This is a genomic window from Anaeromassilibacillus sp. An200 (assembly GCF_002160025.1).
Classification (GTDB): Bacteria; Bacillota; Clostridia; order Oscillospirales; family Acutalibacteraceae; genus Caccousia; species Caccousia stercoris.
On sequence record NZ_NFJU01000049.1, the window covers coordinates 1 to 16,508 of the forward strand.

Here is a 16,508-nt window from a genome sequence, read left to right on the forward strand (position 1 = left end):
CAAACTTTCCTTTATACGGTTCCAGCACCTGAGCGCACACCTGTGCTTCCTGCCTGGCTTCCTCCGGGGACGTGGCATAGCTGAACCAATACGCGCCGACATGCAAGCCGGCACCCAGCGCCCCGAAAGCGTTCTGCTCAAAGCGTGGGTCGATCTGAGTTATGTATTTTCCCAGCCCGGCCCGTAAGATTGCAAAATCAATTCCTGCCGCCTTGACTTTTTCCCAGTAGATCAGTTCCTGATACTTTGATACGTCGATTCCTTTCATGCAAACGCCCTCCCTTTACTTTGCCGTTCCGCCATATTCCTCCGGAACCAGCTCCGGAATGCCGCTGTCGATCAGCACCTCAGCGCACCCAGCCTTGAGCGCCGCCGGAACATCCGCAAAAGCCGTCTTACCAAGGATCACTCTCTGTGCAAAAAACATAGCCATCATTTGTACCATCCTTTCAAAACTGAAAATGATTTTTCTGAAAAACCGCTGAATTGCGGCCATCATACTGCATATACCTGCATCGCCATTTCTGCGATGCAGTCCTCCAAGAAATCCTGTCGATCGGTTGCCGCTTGAAGTTGTGCCTTCAAAATCTTGTTTTCTGCTTCCAGCTCAGAGTTGGTGGGCGGGATAACAGGCTTCGGCATTGCATCTCTGTCCGCCTGTATTTCTTCTTCTGTGCGCGCCTGAGCTGCGTTTTCAACAAGCTTATAGCGCAGAATTCCGTCCTCTGTATACAGCCCATCAACGAAGTAGTGGGACTGGCAAAGATTATATCTATCCCCATTTCCTTTGTCGATAAGTGTCCACCCGGTAAAATTTTTTATATTGCCGAGAGTATACCCGCCTTCACATCGAAGGATTCTTTTTTGATTATCTGTGTAAACGTATACACTGCTTTTATTTTCTTCCATAACTTACCTCACAGATCTGCCTCCAATAGAATTTGCGCATCTGGTGCAGTTGACCAAAGCTGATAAGTGGTTCCAGCTGTAAGACCAGAAGATGTAATATTTAAAGTTATACCGTTAGAGGTATATGATGTTACTGTCATGCTACTAACCGTAAGATCGCTTGTGCTTACTGCACCTTGCTCATATAAAACAAATGTTCCAGAAAAAGAAACGACGGGTGTTTTTCTGATGGACACAGGAGTAGAAACAAAAACAAAACAGTTGGTTGCGTTAGACGCTTTACCTAATCCGACACAAATACGACTTCCAGTGTGATCGCTGCGTAGAACTAACGAATACCTCTGACACTTTGCCAGCTCCTGCTGGAAATTTGGCGGAGGGTCGTTTAGCACCCATTCCCCATCAACAAGGCGAGCAAGAGTAGAACGGGAACCGAGTTCCAGTTTAGCGGCGATTAGGCTAACAGAGTTTGGATTGACACTTATCCATCTTACTGTAAAGAAACCACCTTCTTTATCCGAAGTTTTCATTCGTATATCGATATTGCTTGAGTTTGGAAGCTGCTTAGAAAATGAAAACTCAGAAGAAGAAAAATCCAAATTTCCCGAAACGGCATATAAATTTTCGGGAGTCAAAACGCTAAAAGTATATGCGCCATTTTGCATCCCTGTGAGGGGGATCCTTTGTTGCAATTCTCCAGACGTTGTGCCTGTATGAGATACTTCAATGTATTGATCGGAAATTAACACCGATATGCCGCTACCAGCAGCCAGCCATCGATCGACCCCATAACCAGCACTTGTATAGCTCGTCTGTCCTTTCTGATTAACAGGGAGCTGTCCTCCACCCTGCTGAGAGCCGCCGCCGACGAAATAAGCGTTGTCAAGGAGGCTTTCGTTCTGGGTAAGGATCCACGCCGGACGGCCCGGATCAAAGTCGTACAGATCCAGCCTGAGCTGTTCGATCGCTTCATCCTGCCCCTGCGCAAGGTCGGCGGCGAGGGTAGACGTTGTGCCAAGTTCCAGCTTTGCCGCTTCTAGAGTGGCCGCAGAGGACACGCTGATAACGACGGCAAAGGCGGACAGGCTGGAAATGTTCCAAATTGCGATATCGCCCCAGGGCGTGGCCTGCGCGGCGATCTGCGAGTCTGTTCCCTGCGCCGAATTTGGCATCGTCGCTGTCACGGTGTAGATTGCATCCATGTCTTTGGCGGAGAAAGTCGCCTGCTTCCCGAAAAGCTGTTCGTACTGCTGGATCGGCTGTGCGACTGCAATCGCGTTTGTGACCGTCACGCCGCCGGGGAGAGTGATCGTCGCGGAGCCAGAGGGCGAAAACCATCCGTCTACCGTCCACGCCTGCGCGGCGTAGGACTGTTGATTGCGGCCGTTGTAGGCGAATCGGGAGTTCACGAGGAAGTTAAAGCCCGGCTGTGCGCCAAGATTCAGAAGCGCTTCTGCGGCTGTTTTTCCTCCCGTGCCGCCGTCAGAAACCTGGACGGTATCTCCTTTGCCGTAAAGATTCGGAAATTGTGCCCCGATGGTGTTTACCGCTTTCTGCGCGTCGTTGATCTGCTTAGACTGGTAATTGTATCCATACTGCTCCGAAAGCCCTACGTCGGAACCTTCCGGCGCTACGGTCTGCCCTGTCTGCCAGTTTTCCGGCAAATCTGCCGGAAGTGGCGTTGAAATAGGGTTAATTGCCACTATTGATCGCCTCCTGTACCGGGATTATGTGCTCGAGAATAACGGGATCGGCAACTGGAATGTATACCGGGGCGGATGTAAGCGTTTCGCTTTTTGCGTTGAGCAGTTCAAGCTGTGTGATAAGCGTTGTTTCTGCCGCTGTGACGCTGTACTGCACTTTTACGACATTGCTAGTGGTAGTTTTCGTCAAATTGGATATAATTGTGTCTTCGTTGATTCTTGCAGATACAATATTGGAGCCGACAAATGCGGCTGTATCGTTCAAGAACTGCTGCTGTACTGTTTTCTGAGACGGAATAACGATCGCCCCCTGACTATCCGCTGATGCAAACGGGAGAATCCCAAGGCCCCACGCGCCCAGCTTGTAATGGTAAATTGTTTTTGTGAGATTTACGGTTTCATCCAGCGCCAAGCCTTCTGCCAAAAACGGCTGATTGATATACACAATGTGAGCAGGTTTGATACGGTTGACGGTATAAGACACCTCGATAGCATAAGACTGATCGATTGCAGAACTTTTAATGTACAATGTGTAATTTGCGTAATCCACGTTGACTTCCCATTGCCCCGGCCCGATCAGCTCGTCTAATTTCTGATACAGAAATGTGAGTGTGAACGGGGGGCGGGTAGAAAGCCGATTGATCAGCCTTGCGCGGCGGAATTCCAGCGTTTCCGTTTGCGGATTGGCCAGAATCCCGAGCGATTGCTCCCACTGCTGCACGGAAGAAACGTCCATTGCAGGGAAAAACCAGCTATCCGCAACGGCGTTAAAATCGTCCGAAAGTGTATCAAAATCAATAGATTGAACACGGCACACTTCTTGGAAGTCTTTGATCCGTCGGTACCACTCCGGAAGAAATTGACAACTGGGAAGGTCAAACCTATACACTAAGCGTCACCGTCCCCAACTGCGGTATTTGCTGCAAAGCGCTTGTTTCCGTGAGCGTGATGTCGACATCTGCGCCATTAAGCTGCACGCTTGTAGCGTTGATCGCTCCGGTAACGGTAAGGATCGCGGAAATAACACGGGCGACGTACACGCTGAGACTGTACCCGGTAGGCTGGCCAGGGATCGGTGTTCCCCACGCCTGAGAGATTTCGGAAATATACGCCCCGATCGCCGTTTCAATTGGCCCTTGCACCTGCCCGATGTCATATCCTTGCGCCAGTGTAAGCTGTGCGGATACGTTGATGGTAAGCGCCGTTGCTGTGGAGATTGTTACCTGTGCGCCGATCGGAGCTGTGCCATATCCAAGCCCCTGATTCGGGGGAGGATCTACGGCATTCTGAACTTCCTTGATCAGCTCTGGAGACGCGGGGGAAAAGTCCGCGCCGAGAATGGAGCATTTTACCGTTCCGCCGCCGTCCCAAGTCGGATAGACTTGCACCGCGCCCACGCCGTCAAGGGCAAGAATCTTTGTCTTGTAATCCGCGATATTTCCGCCGAAGGGCGTATCGTTCAGCCCATCGAGAATCCTTGTTCTCAGACTCTCGTCTGTTTCTTCATCCTGTCCGGGAATGAGAATATCGGTAATCTGCGCTGATGTAAGTCCTTGAATAGTGGTGATCGGAAGAATTTCTCCGGTGTAGTCGTTTCCCGCGCTTCCGGACGTGTCGCATGTGAGCTGAAACTGTCCTGCATCAATCTTTTCCGTGGCGGTGAAATCCAGCGCATTGTCAGGGGTTGAAAAACGGGAACCGATTGGCACGTCGATGTTAAAAACACCCAAACGCACGGCGGAAGTTGCGGATTTGCGTGTGATTCCAGCAATAATTGCCCAATTGTCAAGATATTCTCCGCCAGCCGTCGCGATAAAAGTCTGCTGTTGTTCCAGAGCTAGCGCGATGTAAAATTGCTCGAGCGCATAAGCCCCGGCAGACAGAGACGTATAGATCAGAGAGCCTTCGCGCTTGTCAAGCGTATTTGACACATTTTGCAGCTCTTCTTGCAAAATTTTCTGGTGTGTCTTATCTGAGATGTTGATCACTGTAAATTCACCTCCACCTGCGCCTGTGTGTTGCCGTAAACTGTGGAAACAATGACGTTGGCTGTCAAAACTTCTTCCGAAACCGTATATGAAAAACTTTCCACGCCAATCACACGATCATCAACGCTTAAAGCATCCTCAATTCTCCGCTGTAGCTCAGAAGCCACATATCCGGAATCCTGCCCGATAAGGCCGGATGTCTCAAAGCCAAAAGCAGGCGTAAAAATCTGCCAGAAAAAGCGCTCCACGCTGAGCATCGCTTCCACAGACTGAGAAACCGCCGTTAAGCCGTCAGTTTTTCCGTCAAGCTGATTAGTTTCCGGGTTGATTTTCCATGTGAGGGACGGCTGATTTTCTTCTTGGATTTTCATTCCTGCGGCGATTTCTCCGCCGCCGGGCAATATGTTCACAGCGTTCCCTCCTTAATAGATTTTTGACAATACAATAAATTTTTGCCCGTTTTGCACCCGCAAAAGCAAAACTTTATCCCCTACGGAAAGCGCGGGATTGAGCGTTACTTTTGCGCCGTATACCGGCTGCGGTTGCCCGTTGACATAGCACACAACGGGCGATGTATCTCCAGGATACTGCAGGTATTTTTCGACTACAGAATCCGTGAGATACAGCACGGAAGATTGAAGCGCTTGCATCGTGTTGCGTGTGGTGATTTCCAGAGGGGATGCGCTTGTCACCGTGCCGATCGTCAAATCGGTAAGAGCCATTCCTTTGATCGCTTTCTGAGTGATCATCTGTAAGACTTCGTGTAATTCCATGGCGCCCTCCTCAGAAAAGATTGAGCGTCTGAATTTCCATCGTGTGCAAACCTTGCTGGAAAGTGTGGGTTACGGAGTCCAACATTACAAGCTGTTGCGCTTGCAAGCCGTCCACATTCGGGATCATCATTAACACGATTTGCCCGGCCCGAAGCCCTACCACGCCGAGAGACGAAAGACTCAGTGTTTTCCGCTCCTGGTCGTAGTAAGCTAGTGTCTGTTGCGCTTGCTGCTGCACTTGCGCGTCGTTCAAATTCTCGTCCACCGTTGCGTAGTATTGGAGCAAACCCCACTTTGCGATTGTTCCCGTGTCCTGCGCGATAAAAGTATCAGCGCGGCCTGTGGTTTCGTTTGGGCGAGCCAGTTTCACAGAGTTGTATGTCTGGGAATCGATATCGCGTTTGTATGAAAATTCGCCCACAAGGGAATTTTGCCCGAGCGCTGTGCTCGATAGCATATTCCGCGCTTCCCGCAGGCACAGGCCGTTTCCGTCGTCAAAAAAGATATACATCTTTGCCGTATTGAGAAGCGTCTGCTGTACGGCTTCGGAGATGATGTCAAGGCACGTCTTTTCTTCCATAATAAGGGAAGGGAGAGCGTAACCCGTATCTTCGATTGTCGAAAGAGTAAGCCCGAAATCTGCGGCAATCTGTTGAATGATTTGCCCGGCGGTTTTGCCGTAAAACGCATAAGATGCGGACGCTTTGAGATACCGCAAGCGGTCGTAAGCAACGATCTCCACTTGTCCCCACCGGTCAAAGGATGCGGTAAAAACCCATCCAGAGAAAAGCGTGGTTCCATCTGCCACAAACCGCACCGGATCGCCAGGAGCAAAAGCCAAGTCGCCGGATTTGTGTACCTTAAACGACAGTTTTCCGGGGCTTCCGGTTCGCTGAGATTCCAGCTCAACGGATTCTGTGGCGTTGGTCAAGTCCCATGTTTTGGACTTTTCGACGCTCTGATATAGGAGTTGTGTCGCCATTACGTCACCACCTGCACCTGAGATTTTGCTACCCACCCGCGCCCGCCGCCGCTTTCTGTTACGATGAGCACCGGGCAGGCCCGAGACGGGTCGTTTGTAACAATTTTTGCCACCTTGCCCCGAAAGTTGGAAAATGTCCCATGTGGTTCATCTTTGTACGATGAATAATAGTAATTCCCGTTGCAGATAACAATAGAGCCTACTGCCAACTGTGCCGGGGGTGTTTCTCGCGCGGGCTGAGTCTCGACTTTTGCGGGCTGCTGTGGCTCTGCCGGTTTCGGCGGGTCTGGAAGTTTGATCTGCACAACAGCAGGGGCGTAATTTCGGTATTCTGTCAACTCAACGGAATAGAACACGTCCCCGGTCATGCCGCCTTTTTCCGAAATTTCAAATTTCGAGACAAGGCACTGGATGTTGGTATCGAAAAGCGGAGTGCCGTCCTCCATGTAGCGGTTTGCGACAAAACGAAGAATCTGACCGCCAATCATTGCGTTCCGAAAAAAACCGGATATAGTGGTCAGGAGTCCAGAAAGCGCCTGTATTAAGCGCAAGCGGATCGTCCCGAGAAACAGGGAAATACGACTCCCACGAAATTACCCTCAGTTTGGGAATGCGGGGGATCGTGATTTCTCCGATCCCCATCACATCGTAAGTGTCGTTGTTCCCGTCCATTTGAATTGGGTATTCCTGCGGATTAACGGGAATGCGCACTACCTGCGTGCCCTTGGCAATGTACAATCCGTATTTCGTCTGCATGTGCGCACCCCCTTAAAATGCAAAGGAATAGGTCTTGTCTGTGCTGGCAGAGGATTCCTGCAGCAAAATGTCCCTGATCTTGTTTGCTAGGGCTTTCCCGTCAATCGGTTGGCTGCTGGCAGATGTGGCGTTGACGGTGATCTGCGGCGCGTTGGTTTGCAAATTGATGTTGTTGATATACTCGCGCTGCGCCATATCCACAAGCATCTTGACATCCTCCTGAGCAAGAGACACGTCTTTTTTCAGGCTGGCTGTATTCCCGGCGATGTCGCTTAAAAGACTGTTTGCTTCTGGATCGGTGTAAGTAGGGGAATATTGCCCCGTGTCATCTCCCAAAGCGTTAGCGGCTCCAATATCAATTCCTTCTTTGATTGCGCTTTCCACGTCGGAAAAGATAGATTTAAACGTATCGGAAAAACGGAAGGCACCGGCAGAATCCTTGAAAGAATTTAGTGCTTCTTGATACTTGTCCTGATCAATTGGCTTCAGCTCTTGCGCATTCTCGATGATACTCTGGTGCGCGTCAAGGCCATTCAAAATTGTGCTGCGCTGAGACTCTGCAAAAGATGTTGCGGCATCTACCGCCGATATTGCACCGCTAATATCGATTTTCGGCAATCCAAGATTTTCGGCAAAAGAATTGTAAGCGTTTGCAAGTCCGCTCAATCCTTTCAAAGCGTTTGAAACGCTTTTTGTGATTCCTGTTGACATGTCATAATAAATATTTGTGACGTTTTTTGCAAAATCAATGATTCCCGGAATCATGTTCTTTTGTGCGTTTAGCCATCCGTTATAAAGCGGTACAATGGCGTTGTTATACAGCCACACCATACTGCCTGACACGTCCTCTACTGCGCCGATCCACATATCCCTGAACCATTTGCAGTTGTCCCACAAAAGAATGATTGTAGCGATAAGAGCAACAATTAAGAGAATGATCCATGTGATAGGTGTAGTCCACAGTGCCGCACTAAAAGCGTCCGTCGCTATGGTTGCGAGCGTCGTAGCAACTTTGAAGGCTACTAACGCCCCGACGATTGTTCCAATTTGATCCGCAAAAGGTTCTGTCGTTTGTTTGATCCAAAGCAAAGAATCGATCAGCCAGTTGGCGGCCTTGGCTGCGGCGTTCATGGCATCTTCAATTCCGTTCAGAAAATCCTCCATGTCATCGGAATTCGCAATGTCTGAAAGCTTGTCAAAAAGCGGCTGAAACGCTTCGAGCGCGTCGTTTTGCACCCGATCCCACACTTGTGCCCATGTGCGCGGCATGTTCTCAAACTCTTCGTTAATCTCGTCGGTCGCGGCCAGCATGGCATTTTTTACGACTTCCGACGTGATCTTTCCTTCGGAAGCCATTTCCCGGATCTCTCCGACAGAAACACCAAGATAATCCGCGATATTTTGCACGATGTTTGGGGCTTGCTCAAAAACGGAATTGAGTTCTTCTCCGCGCAGTACACCGGATGACATGGCCTGCGTAAGCTGGAGCATAGCAGCATCTATGCCCTCTGCGCTGGTTCCGGCAATCACAAACTGCTTGTTGACAGCTTCCATAAATCCGATCAGCTCAGCACTTCCGGAGAAAGCGTCTCCGGCCATTACACCCATCTTGCTGATCGAGTTGGCTGTATCAAGATAGTTTGCCCGCGAACGGTTCGCGGAAGCCATGATTGCTGCTTGTAGCCCTTCTACAGATTCCCCAGGCCCGGCAACCATGGACAATCTCGCGTTGACGTTTGCCACCTGGTCAGAGATGTTTAACAGGCTTTTGACGGCGGCAACAGAAATCAAGGTTTTCAAGGCAGAAGTGAAAGCATTTGCTCCGCTTGCTGCATCCCGAAATTTGTTTCCTACGTCCGTTGCCTGCCGCCCTTGGGATTGCATTGCTTTTTTATCACAATAGGTCTGCCATCAAAGCAGCCATAATCATCCGCCGTAACGATCAACCGATAGAAAACAACCTCTTCGAACCAGGTCAAAGCATCAATTTGTGGACTACACTTAATCGATTCCTTTATTACTCGGTTTGGCATGGGTCGTCCTCCAATATTTAAAACGGAAGATCATCGTCGCTGGGAACCTCGGCGAAATCTTCCGGGGTTCCGCTTTCATACCCAACATCCGCAGCCGATACAGGGCTCCTCGTCTTGCCGGCCGGTTCATACCCTTCAATCCGGCTCGGTTCCTGCGCTGCCGTGTCGGCCTTCTCTCCGGTGAAACTCACCTTGTCGGCTACTATCTCTACAACCTTTCGGTTGTTCCCGTCCTTGTCGGTGTATGTACGGGTCTGGATGCGGCCTACAACGGCAATCATCCGGCCCTTACGAAAATACTTGTCGATAAACTCCGCAGTCTTTCCCCAAGCGACAACGCTGATAAAATCTGCCTGTTTCTCGCCGCTCTGCTGAAAGTCTCTGTCAACCGCCAGCGAAAAAGAAACAACGCTTTTGCCCGTCTGTGTAGTTCTCAGCTCTGGGTCTGCGGTCAAGCGGCCCATCAGAATGCACGCGTTATGTCATGTAAAGGCCCAGCGATTACAAACAACACTGTCAAACTGCTGAAATACATTCACCGGCATCAAAACTGCACCTTTTCCGACCTGCAACGCAAATTCAAAGATTTAGATTTTATGGAATTGGTGAACCTGTGTCTGACTGAATATATGATATGTACAAAGCCAGACAACCGAATGACTGTTTTTCGGGACGGCAATTTTTCTGTCGGTGAAAACGATCGTTTTTGGGTTTCTCCAAAAACAGAACAGTTTTTGCAAGAACGCCGCCGCGCATGGCTTCAATGGGTTATTCCCACGGCAATATCGGGGGTTGCCCTAATATTAAGCATTCTTGCTTTCATCATGTCGCTAATGCCAAAAGTGACAGAAGTAAGGATACTGCCGTAAGCGCGTAGCAGATATATGTGCGCCGTCTGTTGCTGTCAATCAAGCTCATAAGAACTGTCATTTGCTCCATTGTCCATTTGGCAGAAAACACGTCGGTGTCATCTACCTTGACAATGATTTTTGGTTCTTTCTCCATCCCCTCACCCCGCTTTCTCTGGTACATTATTTACCTTGTGTTAAATTAGAAATAGGAAGTCGATTAAAATGATGAAAACCTGCAAAACAGTTCTTCGTACGGCACAAAAAATGAGAGACAACGGAAATTGGTATCCTACTTTTTATGAACTGGCAACAGATTCAAAATTACATCCTCATGATGTAATAGAAGCCTGCAAACTTTTGGAAAAAGATAAATATATAGGATATCTTTACCCTTCTGATCATCCAGAAGATAAACGCATTCCAAATGGGATATCCCTTACTTTGAAAGGTTACAAACCAAAAGAGTATGCAATCAGTCAATTTCGAAAATACCTAAAAAACAACTGGATTTCTCTTGTTGCCCTCATCATTTCTATTTGCGCCTTAATCATCAGCATATCGTCTGCTATCTTTCCTGGGATTGTCAGAGTAATATTGCTAAAATGATTGCCACCACGGCTAAAACAATAGCTGCAACGGATAAGATTTCTGCTCTTCCTACAAATTTTGCGAGGTCATCAACGTGTTTCACAAATACATCAGCGAGGAAATACCCTTTCCCATTTTCCAAAATCATTCTTTTTTCTTCTTCCATTTTTCTCACCCCGCTTTCTCCACCCTCAGGCCCAAAAGATAATCCACAGAGCAATGAAAAAGAGTAGCCATCTTCACAAGCACGTCAGACGGAATGGGTGTGTTCCCTCTAATGTAATGAAGATAAGTTTTAGAGCTGATTCCCAGCTCTTTAGAAATTTCTTCCTTGGTAAGCTGCAATCTTCCTCTTTCTGCTTCAATGTTTACTCTCATTACTTTTTCACCTCCAAAATCGAGAATCTCGAAGTACAATAATATAATAATCTAATTTATCGAATATGTCAAGCGATTTTAGAAACAAAATTCTATTTTCTCGAATTTTGTTCTTGACCAAAAGAAAACAAAGTGTTACAATAGCGATAAAGAAAGGAGGGAAATCATGAAGTTCCAAATAAAAGAAGCGCGTGAATATGCCGGGCTTTCACAAAAGGAATTAGCGGAAAGGATTGGCGTAGCTCCCAATACTTTTCATGGGTATGAGAGTGGAAAGCATGATCCAAAATCTGAACTATTGGTGGATATCGCGCGCGTGTGTGGCGTTTCTGTAGATTTCCTTTTAGGCATAACAAAAGAAAAAGCCCCCACACCGTCAAACGACGATGCAGAGGCAAAAGTAGACCCGGAGAAACTGTATGAAGCTTTGATACAGCTGGGATTTTTTAAAGATGGAGAAGATCTATCCGACTCCGATCTTCGGTTTCTGCTTTCTGTTGGAGAAATTCTCCGGGCTTGGTTTGCAGAACGTAAGCAGTAAGCACATAAACCGCTGGGGATTTTCTTGGCGGTTTATGTAATCGGAAAGCTTTTGAACATTTGAAGGTATCAAACTTTTTTGCATCCTTTACACTCTCTTTCTTTGCTTTCGATGGAAACAGTATAGAACAGATGTTCGATTAAAGCAAGGGGCAAATTTTCCAAGATTTAACGGGATATTTCTCTATAAAAATCAAAGCAAAGTCCTGACTATTGGACGGAGATGGGGAAATGAAAAATTTATTAAACCAATTTTTCTCTTTGTTTTCAAAAGAAAAAGCGATAAACCGAGATAGAAACGAAATTGTTTCAGACGTTAATGATTTAGGGTCTTTCGTGACTGTATCCCATGAATCTAACGATCCAGATGAAAATGTTCCTACTCCTGCAAACGCTAAAATTTCGTTTTTGGATGCACAAGCTTTGAAATTTTGGAATAAAAAAACAACAGATTATGAAGTCCCCGCATATTATGCAGAATCTGCTTTTGGAAGAAATGTTCTTTTTGCCAAAGAAAGATTATTAGAAGATGGTTTTTTAGCCGTTGGAGATTTGCGAGAAAACATTTCTTTAAAAACAATCCCTGATTTAAAAGCTGTTCTTGCGGAAAGAGAATTAAAAACAACTGGGAAAAAAGCAGAATTAGTTCAACGTTTGCTTGATTATGTGCCGGAAGATGAACTACAAGAAATTTTTCCGGTTGGAAAATTTTATATTACTGATTTAGGCACGGAAGCTATTGAGCCTTACAGTATAATTCAGGATAGTATTGATCACAGTCTTGGTTTTTCTTATTATCGTCTTCTACAAGAAAAAGAAAAAACTCCTCAGGAAAGCAATAATATTATTTTAACTAGATTGTTAAGCGAAGATATTCAAAAATGTTATCGAACAAATAATAAAAGCGAATATCAAAGAGTTATAACAAACACCGCAAGATTTATGATGGAAATTGGGGAATATGAAAACGCACTTAATGCATATATATTATCTTTTGCTGTGTGGATTAAGGAAGCGCAATCGCTGCAAATGTTTGACTTATCTTCTCAAAGCTTTTATTTGGCAAAAAATATTGAATCATGTGCTCAGCATTTGAATTTTGAATTAAAAGACCTTTTAAAACACATGTCGGAAGTCATTAAAAAATCCCATCCTTTTGGAATTGGAACCGAAAAAGATATTCAAAAGACAATAAAAATATTTACAGATTCCTTGTCAATTCATTTATAAAAAATCCGCCTTTAGTTTTTCGTTAACCACTAATCGGAAAATATAAACATTTGAAAACATCGAGGTGAGATTTGAATGCTTATTGGTCAAAGGATCAAATACTTTCGGAAAGGCGCAAAAATTACACAAGAGGAACTTGCAAAATCATGCGGAATCTCTTTGGCGTCTTTGAAAAACTATGAATCAGGAAAAAGGGAAGCGCCTTTGGAGACACTCAGAAAGATCTCTCGTATTTTTGGAGTTCCTATAGCGACTTTGATTGATTCAAACAAGGCAGAGGAGGAGCCAGCGCGCCTGAAAGCCCTTTACCTAATCGGACAGAAAGCAAAAGAAAAAACTGATGGAAATTTTTCAGACCAAGCAAAAATACCGGAGATTTTCGCGCATGTGGGAAGTATTACTTTTTCGCCGATTGACTATGAGATTATAGAGGAGGTACACAAGCTAAACGCGAAAGGACAAAAAACAGCTCTCGAACGAATCCGAGAGCTAGCGGAAATTAAAAAATATGTAAAATGAAAAATCCGCCCCTCCTGTTGGCGCAGGAAAGGCGGACGTGAGACAAGCTTACCCTTGCGGATAATCATGCCCGATCATCATGATTATACCACGTCTTGGGTAGGCTTTTCAAGCTATACCTTGGAGGTGGTATTTTTGATCTGCATCAGATGCAAAGAGCCGCTGCCGGACGGCGCTCTATACTGTCCAGCGTGCGGGAAGAAGCAGGCGCAGACGGCCAGCACGACGAAAGCGCGGAAGCGCGCGAACGGGATGGGGACAGTGTACAAACTGAAAGGCAAGCGAAAAAGGCCATGGGTGGCCGCGAGAAAAGGCGTTATCGTTGGGTATTACTCTACCAAGACAGAGGCATTGGAGGCTCTTGCGGCCATACAGGGCGAGAGATTGTCGGACTGGTATAACATCACTCTGGAGGAAGTTTTCGAGCACTGGAAGGCGCAGGCATGGCCGGAGCTGGCCGAAAAGTCGCAGGAAATGTATAGCGGCGCATGGAAAAAGCTTTCCCCGCTTGCGAGCCGGAAAATGCGGGAAATCAGAACGGCGGACTACCAAGAAATCATTGACGGGCTTGACGGCAAATCACGGAGCCTGAAAAATCAGGTACGCGTGATATGTTCTCAGCTTTGTAAATGGGCGCAGGCAAATGATATCATCCCCCGAAACTACGCGGAAGGGCTGAACGTCGGGAAGTCAACCACGAAAGAAAAGCAAATTTTCACGGCGGAGGAAAGGAAGATCATAGAGACTGCGGCCAAAACTGATCCGGTGGCCCGCATCGTGATGATCCTCATATATTCCGGGATGCGGATCAACGAGTTGTTTTCTGTCCGCAAGACTGACGTGCATCTGGACAGACAAACGCCGCACATGATAGGCGGCGAGAAAACGGATGCAGGGCGAGACAGGACGATCCCCATCGCATTACCTATACTGGCTCATGTGCGTGCGTTGATGCAGGAGCCGGGTGAGTATCTTGTGAGTAACACGCAAGGAGGAAAAAAGAGCTATCATAATTTTAGAGAGCGGGAGTATTACCCTCTCTTGGAACGCTTGGAGCTGCCGAAGCGGACATTGCACACCACTCGACATACCTTTGCAAGCATGATGGTGGAAGCCGGAGCCAGACCGGAGGATTTACAAAAAATCATGGGACATGCTGATTACAGCGTAACGGCAAATATCTATAATCACGCCAATGCGGAGCAGTTGACGCGGGCGATCCGGCTACTGGGATAGTGTCAAAAAATGCTAAGATATTTTTATCTTTGCCGGGAAAGATTGAAAGTATATTTTGAATCAGAAAAATCCGGTTACTAACACGTTACTAACAAATTCCAATTTAAGACAAAAAGAAAAACCGCACAGAGAACCGAAAAACGGCTATCTGATGCGGTTTTTGCTTGGTGAACCATCGGGGATTCGAACCCCGGACACCCTGATTAAAAGTTATGAGATCCTTACATGTAAAAGAGTTTCGACAGAAACTCTTTTTTTTATTCATTTTTTCAAAGAGCAGCCAAAAGAAATTGGGATATATATTACTTTACTGAATCTACGGTTATAAGTCAAGCTGCTATATTTTGGATAAAACAAAGGGGCTGAAACGGCGCAAGCCGTGGCACATAAATTTCTATATATAAGGAGAGACAATCATGAGAAAGACAAAAATCGCAATCACCTATGAAAAGGGCGGCGTGGGAAAAACCACAACCGCCGTCAACCTGGCCGCTATCCTGGCCGAAAAGGGTTTCCGTGTCCTGTTGGTCGATCTTGATCCGCAGAGCTACGCGACCGCCTATTTTGACCTGTACAACGATCTCCTGCCCAGCATTACGGGTGTGATGATGGGCAAGAACGATGTGAAGGAAGCCATCCGGCCCACAAGGATCGAAAACCTGGACATTCTCCCCGGCTCCTACGATTTCAAGGATATTGAAACATATTTGATGATGAAAACCAGACGTCAGGAATACACGCTGCGGGAAACGATGACGGATGTTTCCGATCTGTACGACTTTATCCTGATGGACTGCCCGCCCAGCGGAAACCGGATCAAGACAAACGCTCTGGCCTATGCCGACTATGTGCTGCTGCCCACCATCCCGGATGATTATGCCATTCACGGCCTGCTGTGCATGGCGAATGAACTAGTAGAGATCCGACAGGGTGTGAACCCATCGTTGGACGTGTTGGGGGTGCTCGTAACCATCTACGAACGCACGGCCAACAAAAGAGCCTATACGGAAGCCTTACAGGGGCAAGATATTTTCCCCTGTTTCCATACGCTGATCCGAAAGAACTCCGCTCTTTCAGCAGCAATCAACGCGCACAAGCCCATCAACCTCTACGCACGGCGCAGCAACGGCTGTACGGACTACACGGCGCTGGCAGATGAAATCATTCAGCGCCTGGAGGGAGGGGACACCAGTGGCGAAAATTGATTTAGCGGCCATCACCAAAGGACTGCAAAAGGTACAGGATAAGGCGACGGCAATGGAAACCGTCGCCCATGACGAGCTGGTGGACGCCGACCTCATTCATTTCGCAGAGAATAATCCCTATGCGGAGCAGGATACACCGGAGGAGCTGGCCGCTCTGGCCGAAGATATCAAGGTTAACGGCTTAATCCATCCTCTTGTAGTGCATCGGGAAAGCCCCGAGCACTACACTTTAATTTCAGGGGAAAAGCGGTACAAATCCATTCGGGATTATCTGAAATGGCAGCGCATCCCCTGCCGTGTGTACAGCGGACTTTCCCCCGACCGTGCGCAGCTCATGTTGCACAGCGCGAATCTGAGTACGAGGGAATACACAATGGAACAGAAGCTTCGCTTTTACTTGGACGCGGACGCGCTGCTGCGCCGGATGCAGGAGTCCGGCGAGTACAGCGGCCCCCTGCAAAAAGGGCTGGCGGCTCTGCTCAACGTCAGCGACCGCCAGGTTCGGCGGTACAAAAGTATCACGGAGAAACTTACACCGGAGCAGAAAGCGGAAGTCGCTTCCGGTGACATGAGTATGAGAGGTGCGCTGGAGTTAATCTCCAGCACAAAACAGCAATCGCAGCCGAAAACACAGCAGGAGCCGGAGCAGCCGGTGACTCCCATCGTTCTTCCGTGGGATAGCACGGAAGAAACGGATTCTTCACAGGTCGAGTCTGCGGAAGAACCAGAAGAACCGATCCGAGAGGAAGAACCAGAGGAGAGTGACGAGGAGCTATATGGGAAAAATGGAGAACGCCTTTTGACAGATAAGGAACTG

General features: G+C 47.5%; 22 protein-coding genes. 8 read left to right on the plus strand and 14 right to left on the minus strand.

Translation table 11 applies throughout. The features are described 5' to 3' along the window. From B5F35_RS15685 to B5F35_RS15740, 12 genes are all read right to left on the minus strand, one after another. On the minus strand, positions 1-268 hold a 268-nt coding region (locus B5F35_RS15685; protein WP_275532267.1), incomplete at its 3' end, for a GH25 family lysozyme. Between the two features lie 15 nt (positions 269-283). Next, complete coding sequence (locus B5F35_RS18920) at positions 284-436, minus strand: CD1375 family protein (RefSeq protein ID WP_164488530.1); 153 nt, start codon at positions 434-436, stop codon at positions 284-286. A 59-nt stretch (positions 437-495) separates the two neighbouring features. After that, positions 496-909, minus strand: a complete 414-nt coding sequence (locus B5F35_RS15695) for a hypothetical protein (RefSeq protein ID WP_087242524.1) — start codon at positions 907-909, stop codon at positions 496-498. Between the two features lie 8 nt (positions 910-917). Continuing rightward, positions 918-2,612 (minus strand): hypothetical protein, encoded by a 1,695-nt coding sequence (locus B5F35_RS15700; protein ID WP_087242525.1) that lies wholly within the window; start codon positions 2,610-2,612, stop codon positions 918-920. After that, positions 2,602-3,501 (minus strand): putative phage tail protein, encoded by a 900-nt coding sequence (locus B5F35_RS15705; protein ID WP_087242526.1) that lies wholly within the window; start codon positions 3,499-3,501, stop codon positions 2,602-2,604. The genes B5F35_RS15700 and B5F35_RS15705 overlap by 11 nt, the downstream gene beginning before the upstream one ends. Beyond that, on the minus strand, positions 3,494-4,600 hold the full coding sequence (locus B5F35_RS15710) for a baseplate J/gp47 family protein (RefSeq protein ID WP_087242527.1): 1,107 nt from the start codon (positions 4,598-4,600) through the stop codon (positions 3,494-3,496). The genes B5F35_RS15705 and B5F35_RS15710 overlap by 8 nt, the downstream gene beginning before the upstream one ends. Continuing rightward, the gene (locus tag B5F35_RS15715; protein WP_242969560.1) at positions 4,597-5,010 is read right to left on the minus strand and encodes a DUF2634 domain-containing protein; all 414 of its coding nucleotides are present in this window, start codon (positions 5,008-5,010) and stop codon (positions 4,597-4,599) included. Before B5F35_RS15715 ends, B5F35_RS15710 begins: the two co-directional genes overlap by 4 nt. A gap of 12 nt (positions 5,011-5,022) precedes the next feature. Further along, positions 5,023-5,373, minus strand: coding sequence for a DUF2577 domain-containing protein (locus tag B5F35_RS15720; RefSeq protein ID WP_087242528.1), 351 nt, complete (start codon positions 5,371-5,373; stop codon positions 5,023-5,025). Between the two features lie 10 nt (positions 5,374-5,383). Further along, positions 5,384-6,355: an XkdQ/YqbQ family protein gene (locus tag B5F35_RS15725; protein WP_087242529.1), complete on the minus strand. Its 972-nt coding sequence runs from the start codon at positions 6,353-6,355 to the stop codon at positions 5,384-5,386. Beyond that, on the minus strand, positions 6,355-6,843 hold the full coding sequence (locus tag B5F35_RS15730) for a hypothetical protein (RefSeq protein ID WP_087242530.1): 489 nt from the start codon (positions 6,841-6,843) through the stop codon (positions 6,355-6,357). Before B5F35_RS15730 ends, B5F35_RS15725 begins: the two co-directional genes overlap by 1 nt. A 280-nt stretch (positions 6,844-7,123) precedes the next feature. Then, positions 7,124-8,995: a tape measure protein gene (locus B5F35_RS15735; protein ID WP_087242531.1), complete on the minus strand. Its 1,872-nt coding sequence runs from the start codon at positions 8,993-8,995 to the stop codon at positions 7,124-7,126. A gap of 166 nt (positions 8,996-9,161) precedes the next feature. Next, complete coding sequence (locus tag B5F35_RS15740) at positions 9,162-9,608, minus strand: single-stranded DNA-binding protein (protein WP_087242532.1); 447 nt, start codon at positions 9,606-9,608, stop codon at positions 9,162-9,164. A 15-nt stretch (positions 9,609-9,623) separates the two neighbouring features. On the opposite strand from B5F35_RS15740, the gene B5F35_RS15745 reads away from it, so the two are divergent. Both B5F35_RS15745 and B5F35_RS18535 read left to right on the plus strand, forming a co-directional pair. Next, complete coding sequence (locus B5F35_RS15745; RefSeq protein WP_087242533.1) at positions 9,624-10,013, plus strand: hypothetical protein; 390 nt, start codon at positions 9,624-9,626, stop codon at positions 10,011-10,013. 204 nt (positions 10,014-10,217) lie between these two features. Next, the gene (locus B5F35_RS18535; protein ID WP_140401252.1) at positions 10,218-10,601 is read left to right on the plus strand and encodes a hypothetical protein; all 384 of its coding nucleotides are present in this window, start codon (positions 10,218-10,220) and stop codon (positions 10,599-10,601) included. On the opposite strand, the gene B5F35_RS15750 is transcribed toward B5F35_RS18535, so the two are convergent. Together B5F35_RS15750 and B5F35_RS15755 are read right to left on the minus strand one after the other, a co-directional pair. Next, a complete protein-coding gene (locus B5F35_RS15750) occupies positions 10,579-10,758 on the minus strand; it encodes a hypothetical protein (protein ID WP_087242534.1) in 180 nt (59 codons plus the stop codon). The two genes, B5F35_RS18535 and B5F35_RS15750, sit on opposite strands and share 23 nt — an antisense overlap. After that, entirely contained in the window at positions 10,755-10,961 is a 207-nt protein-coding gene (locus B5F35_RS15755; protein ID WP_087242535.1) for a helix-turn-helix domain-containing protein, read from the minus strand. Before B5F35_RS15755 ends, B5F35_RS15750 begins: the two co-directional genes overlap by 4 nt. A gap of 166 nt (positions 10,962-11,127) precedes the next feature. Here B5F35_RS15755 and B5F35_RS15760 point away from each other — a divergent pair, with 166 nt between their 5' ends. From B5F35_RS15760 to B5F35_RS15785, 6 genes are all read left to right on the plus strand, one after another. Continuing rightward, positions 11,128-11,502, plus strand: coding sequence for a helix-turn-helix domain-containing protein (locus tag B5F35_RS15760; RefSeq protein ID WP_087242536.1), 375 nt, complete (start codon positions 11,128-11,130; stop codon positions 11,500-11,502). 230 nt (positions 11,503-11,732) lie between these two features. Continuing rightward, positions 11,733-12,731 (plus strand): SAP domain-containing protein, encoded by a 999-nt coding sequence (locus B5F35_RS15765; protein WP_087242537.1) that lies wholly within the window; start codon positions 11,733-11,735, stop codon positions 12,729-12,731. A gap of 75 nt (positions 12,732-12,806) precedes the next feature. Beyond that, positions 12,807-13,250 (plus strand): helix-turn-helix domain-containing protein, encoded by a 444-nt coding sequence (locus B5F35_RS15770; protein WP_087242538.1) that lies wholly within the window; start codon positions 12,807-12,809, stop codon positions 13,248-13,250. 135 nt (positions 13,251-13,385) lie between these two features. Further along, entirely contained in the window at positions 13,386-14,486 is a 1,101-nt protein-coding gene (locus B5F35_RS15775; protein WP_162611456.1) for a site-specific integrase, read from the plus strand. Positions 14,487-14,902: 416 nt separating this feature from the next. Beyond that, positions 14,903-15,691: a ParA family protein gene (locus tag B5F35_RS15780; protein ID WP_087242540.1), complete on the plus strand. Its 789-nt coding sequence runs from the start codon at positions 14,903-14,905 to the stop codon at positions 15,689-15,691. Then, a partial coding sequence (locus B5F35_RS15785; protein ID WP_162611457.1) for a ParB/RepB/Spo0J family partition protein occupies positions 15,678-16,508 on the plus strand: 831 nt, incomplete at its 3' end. The genes B5F35_RS15780 and B5F35_RS15785, both read left to right, overlap by 14 nt.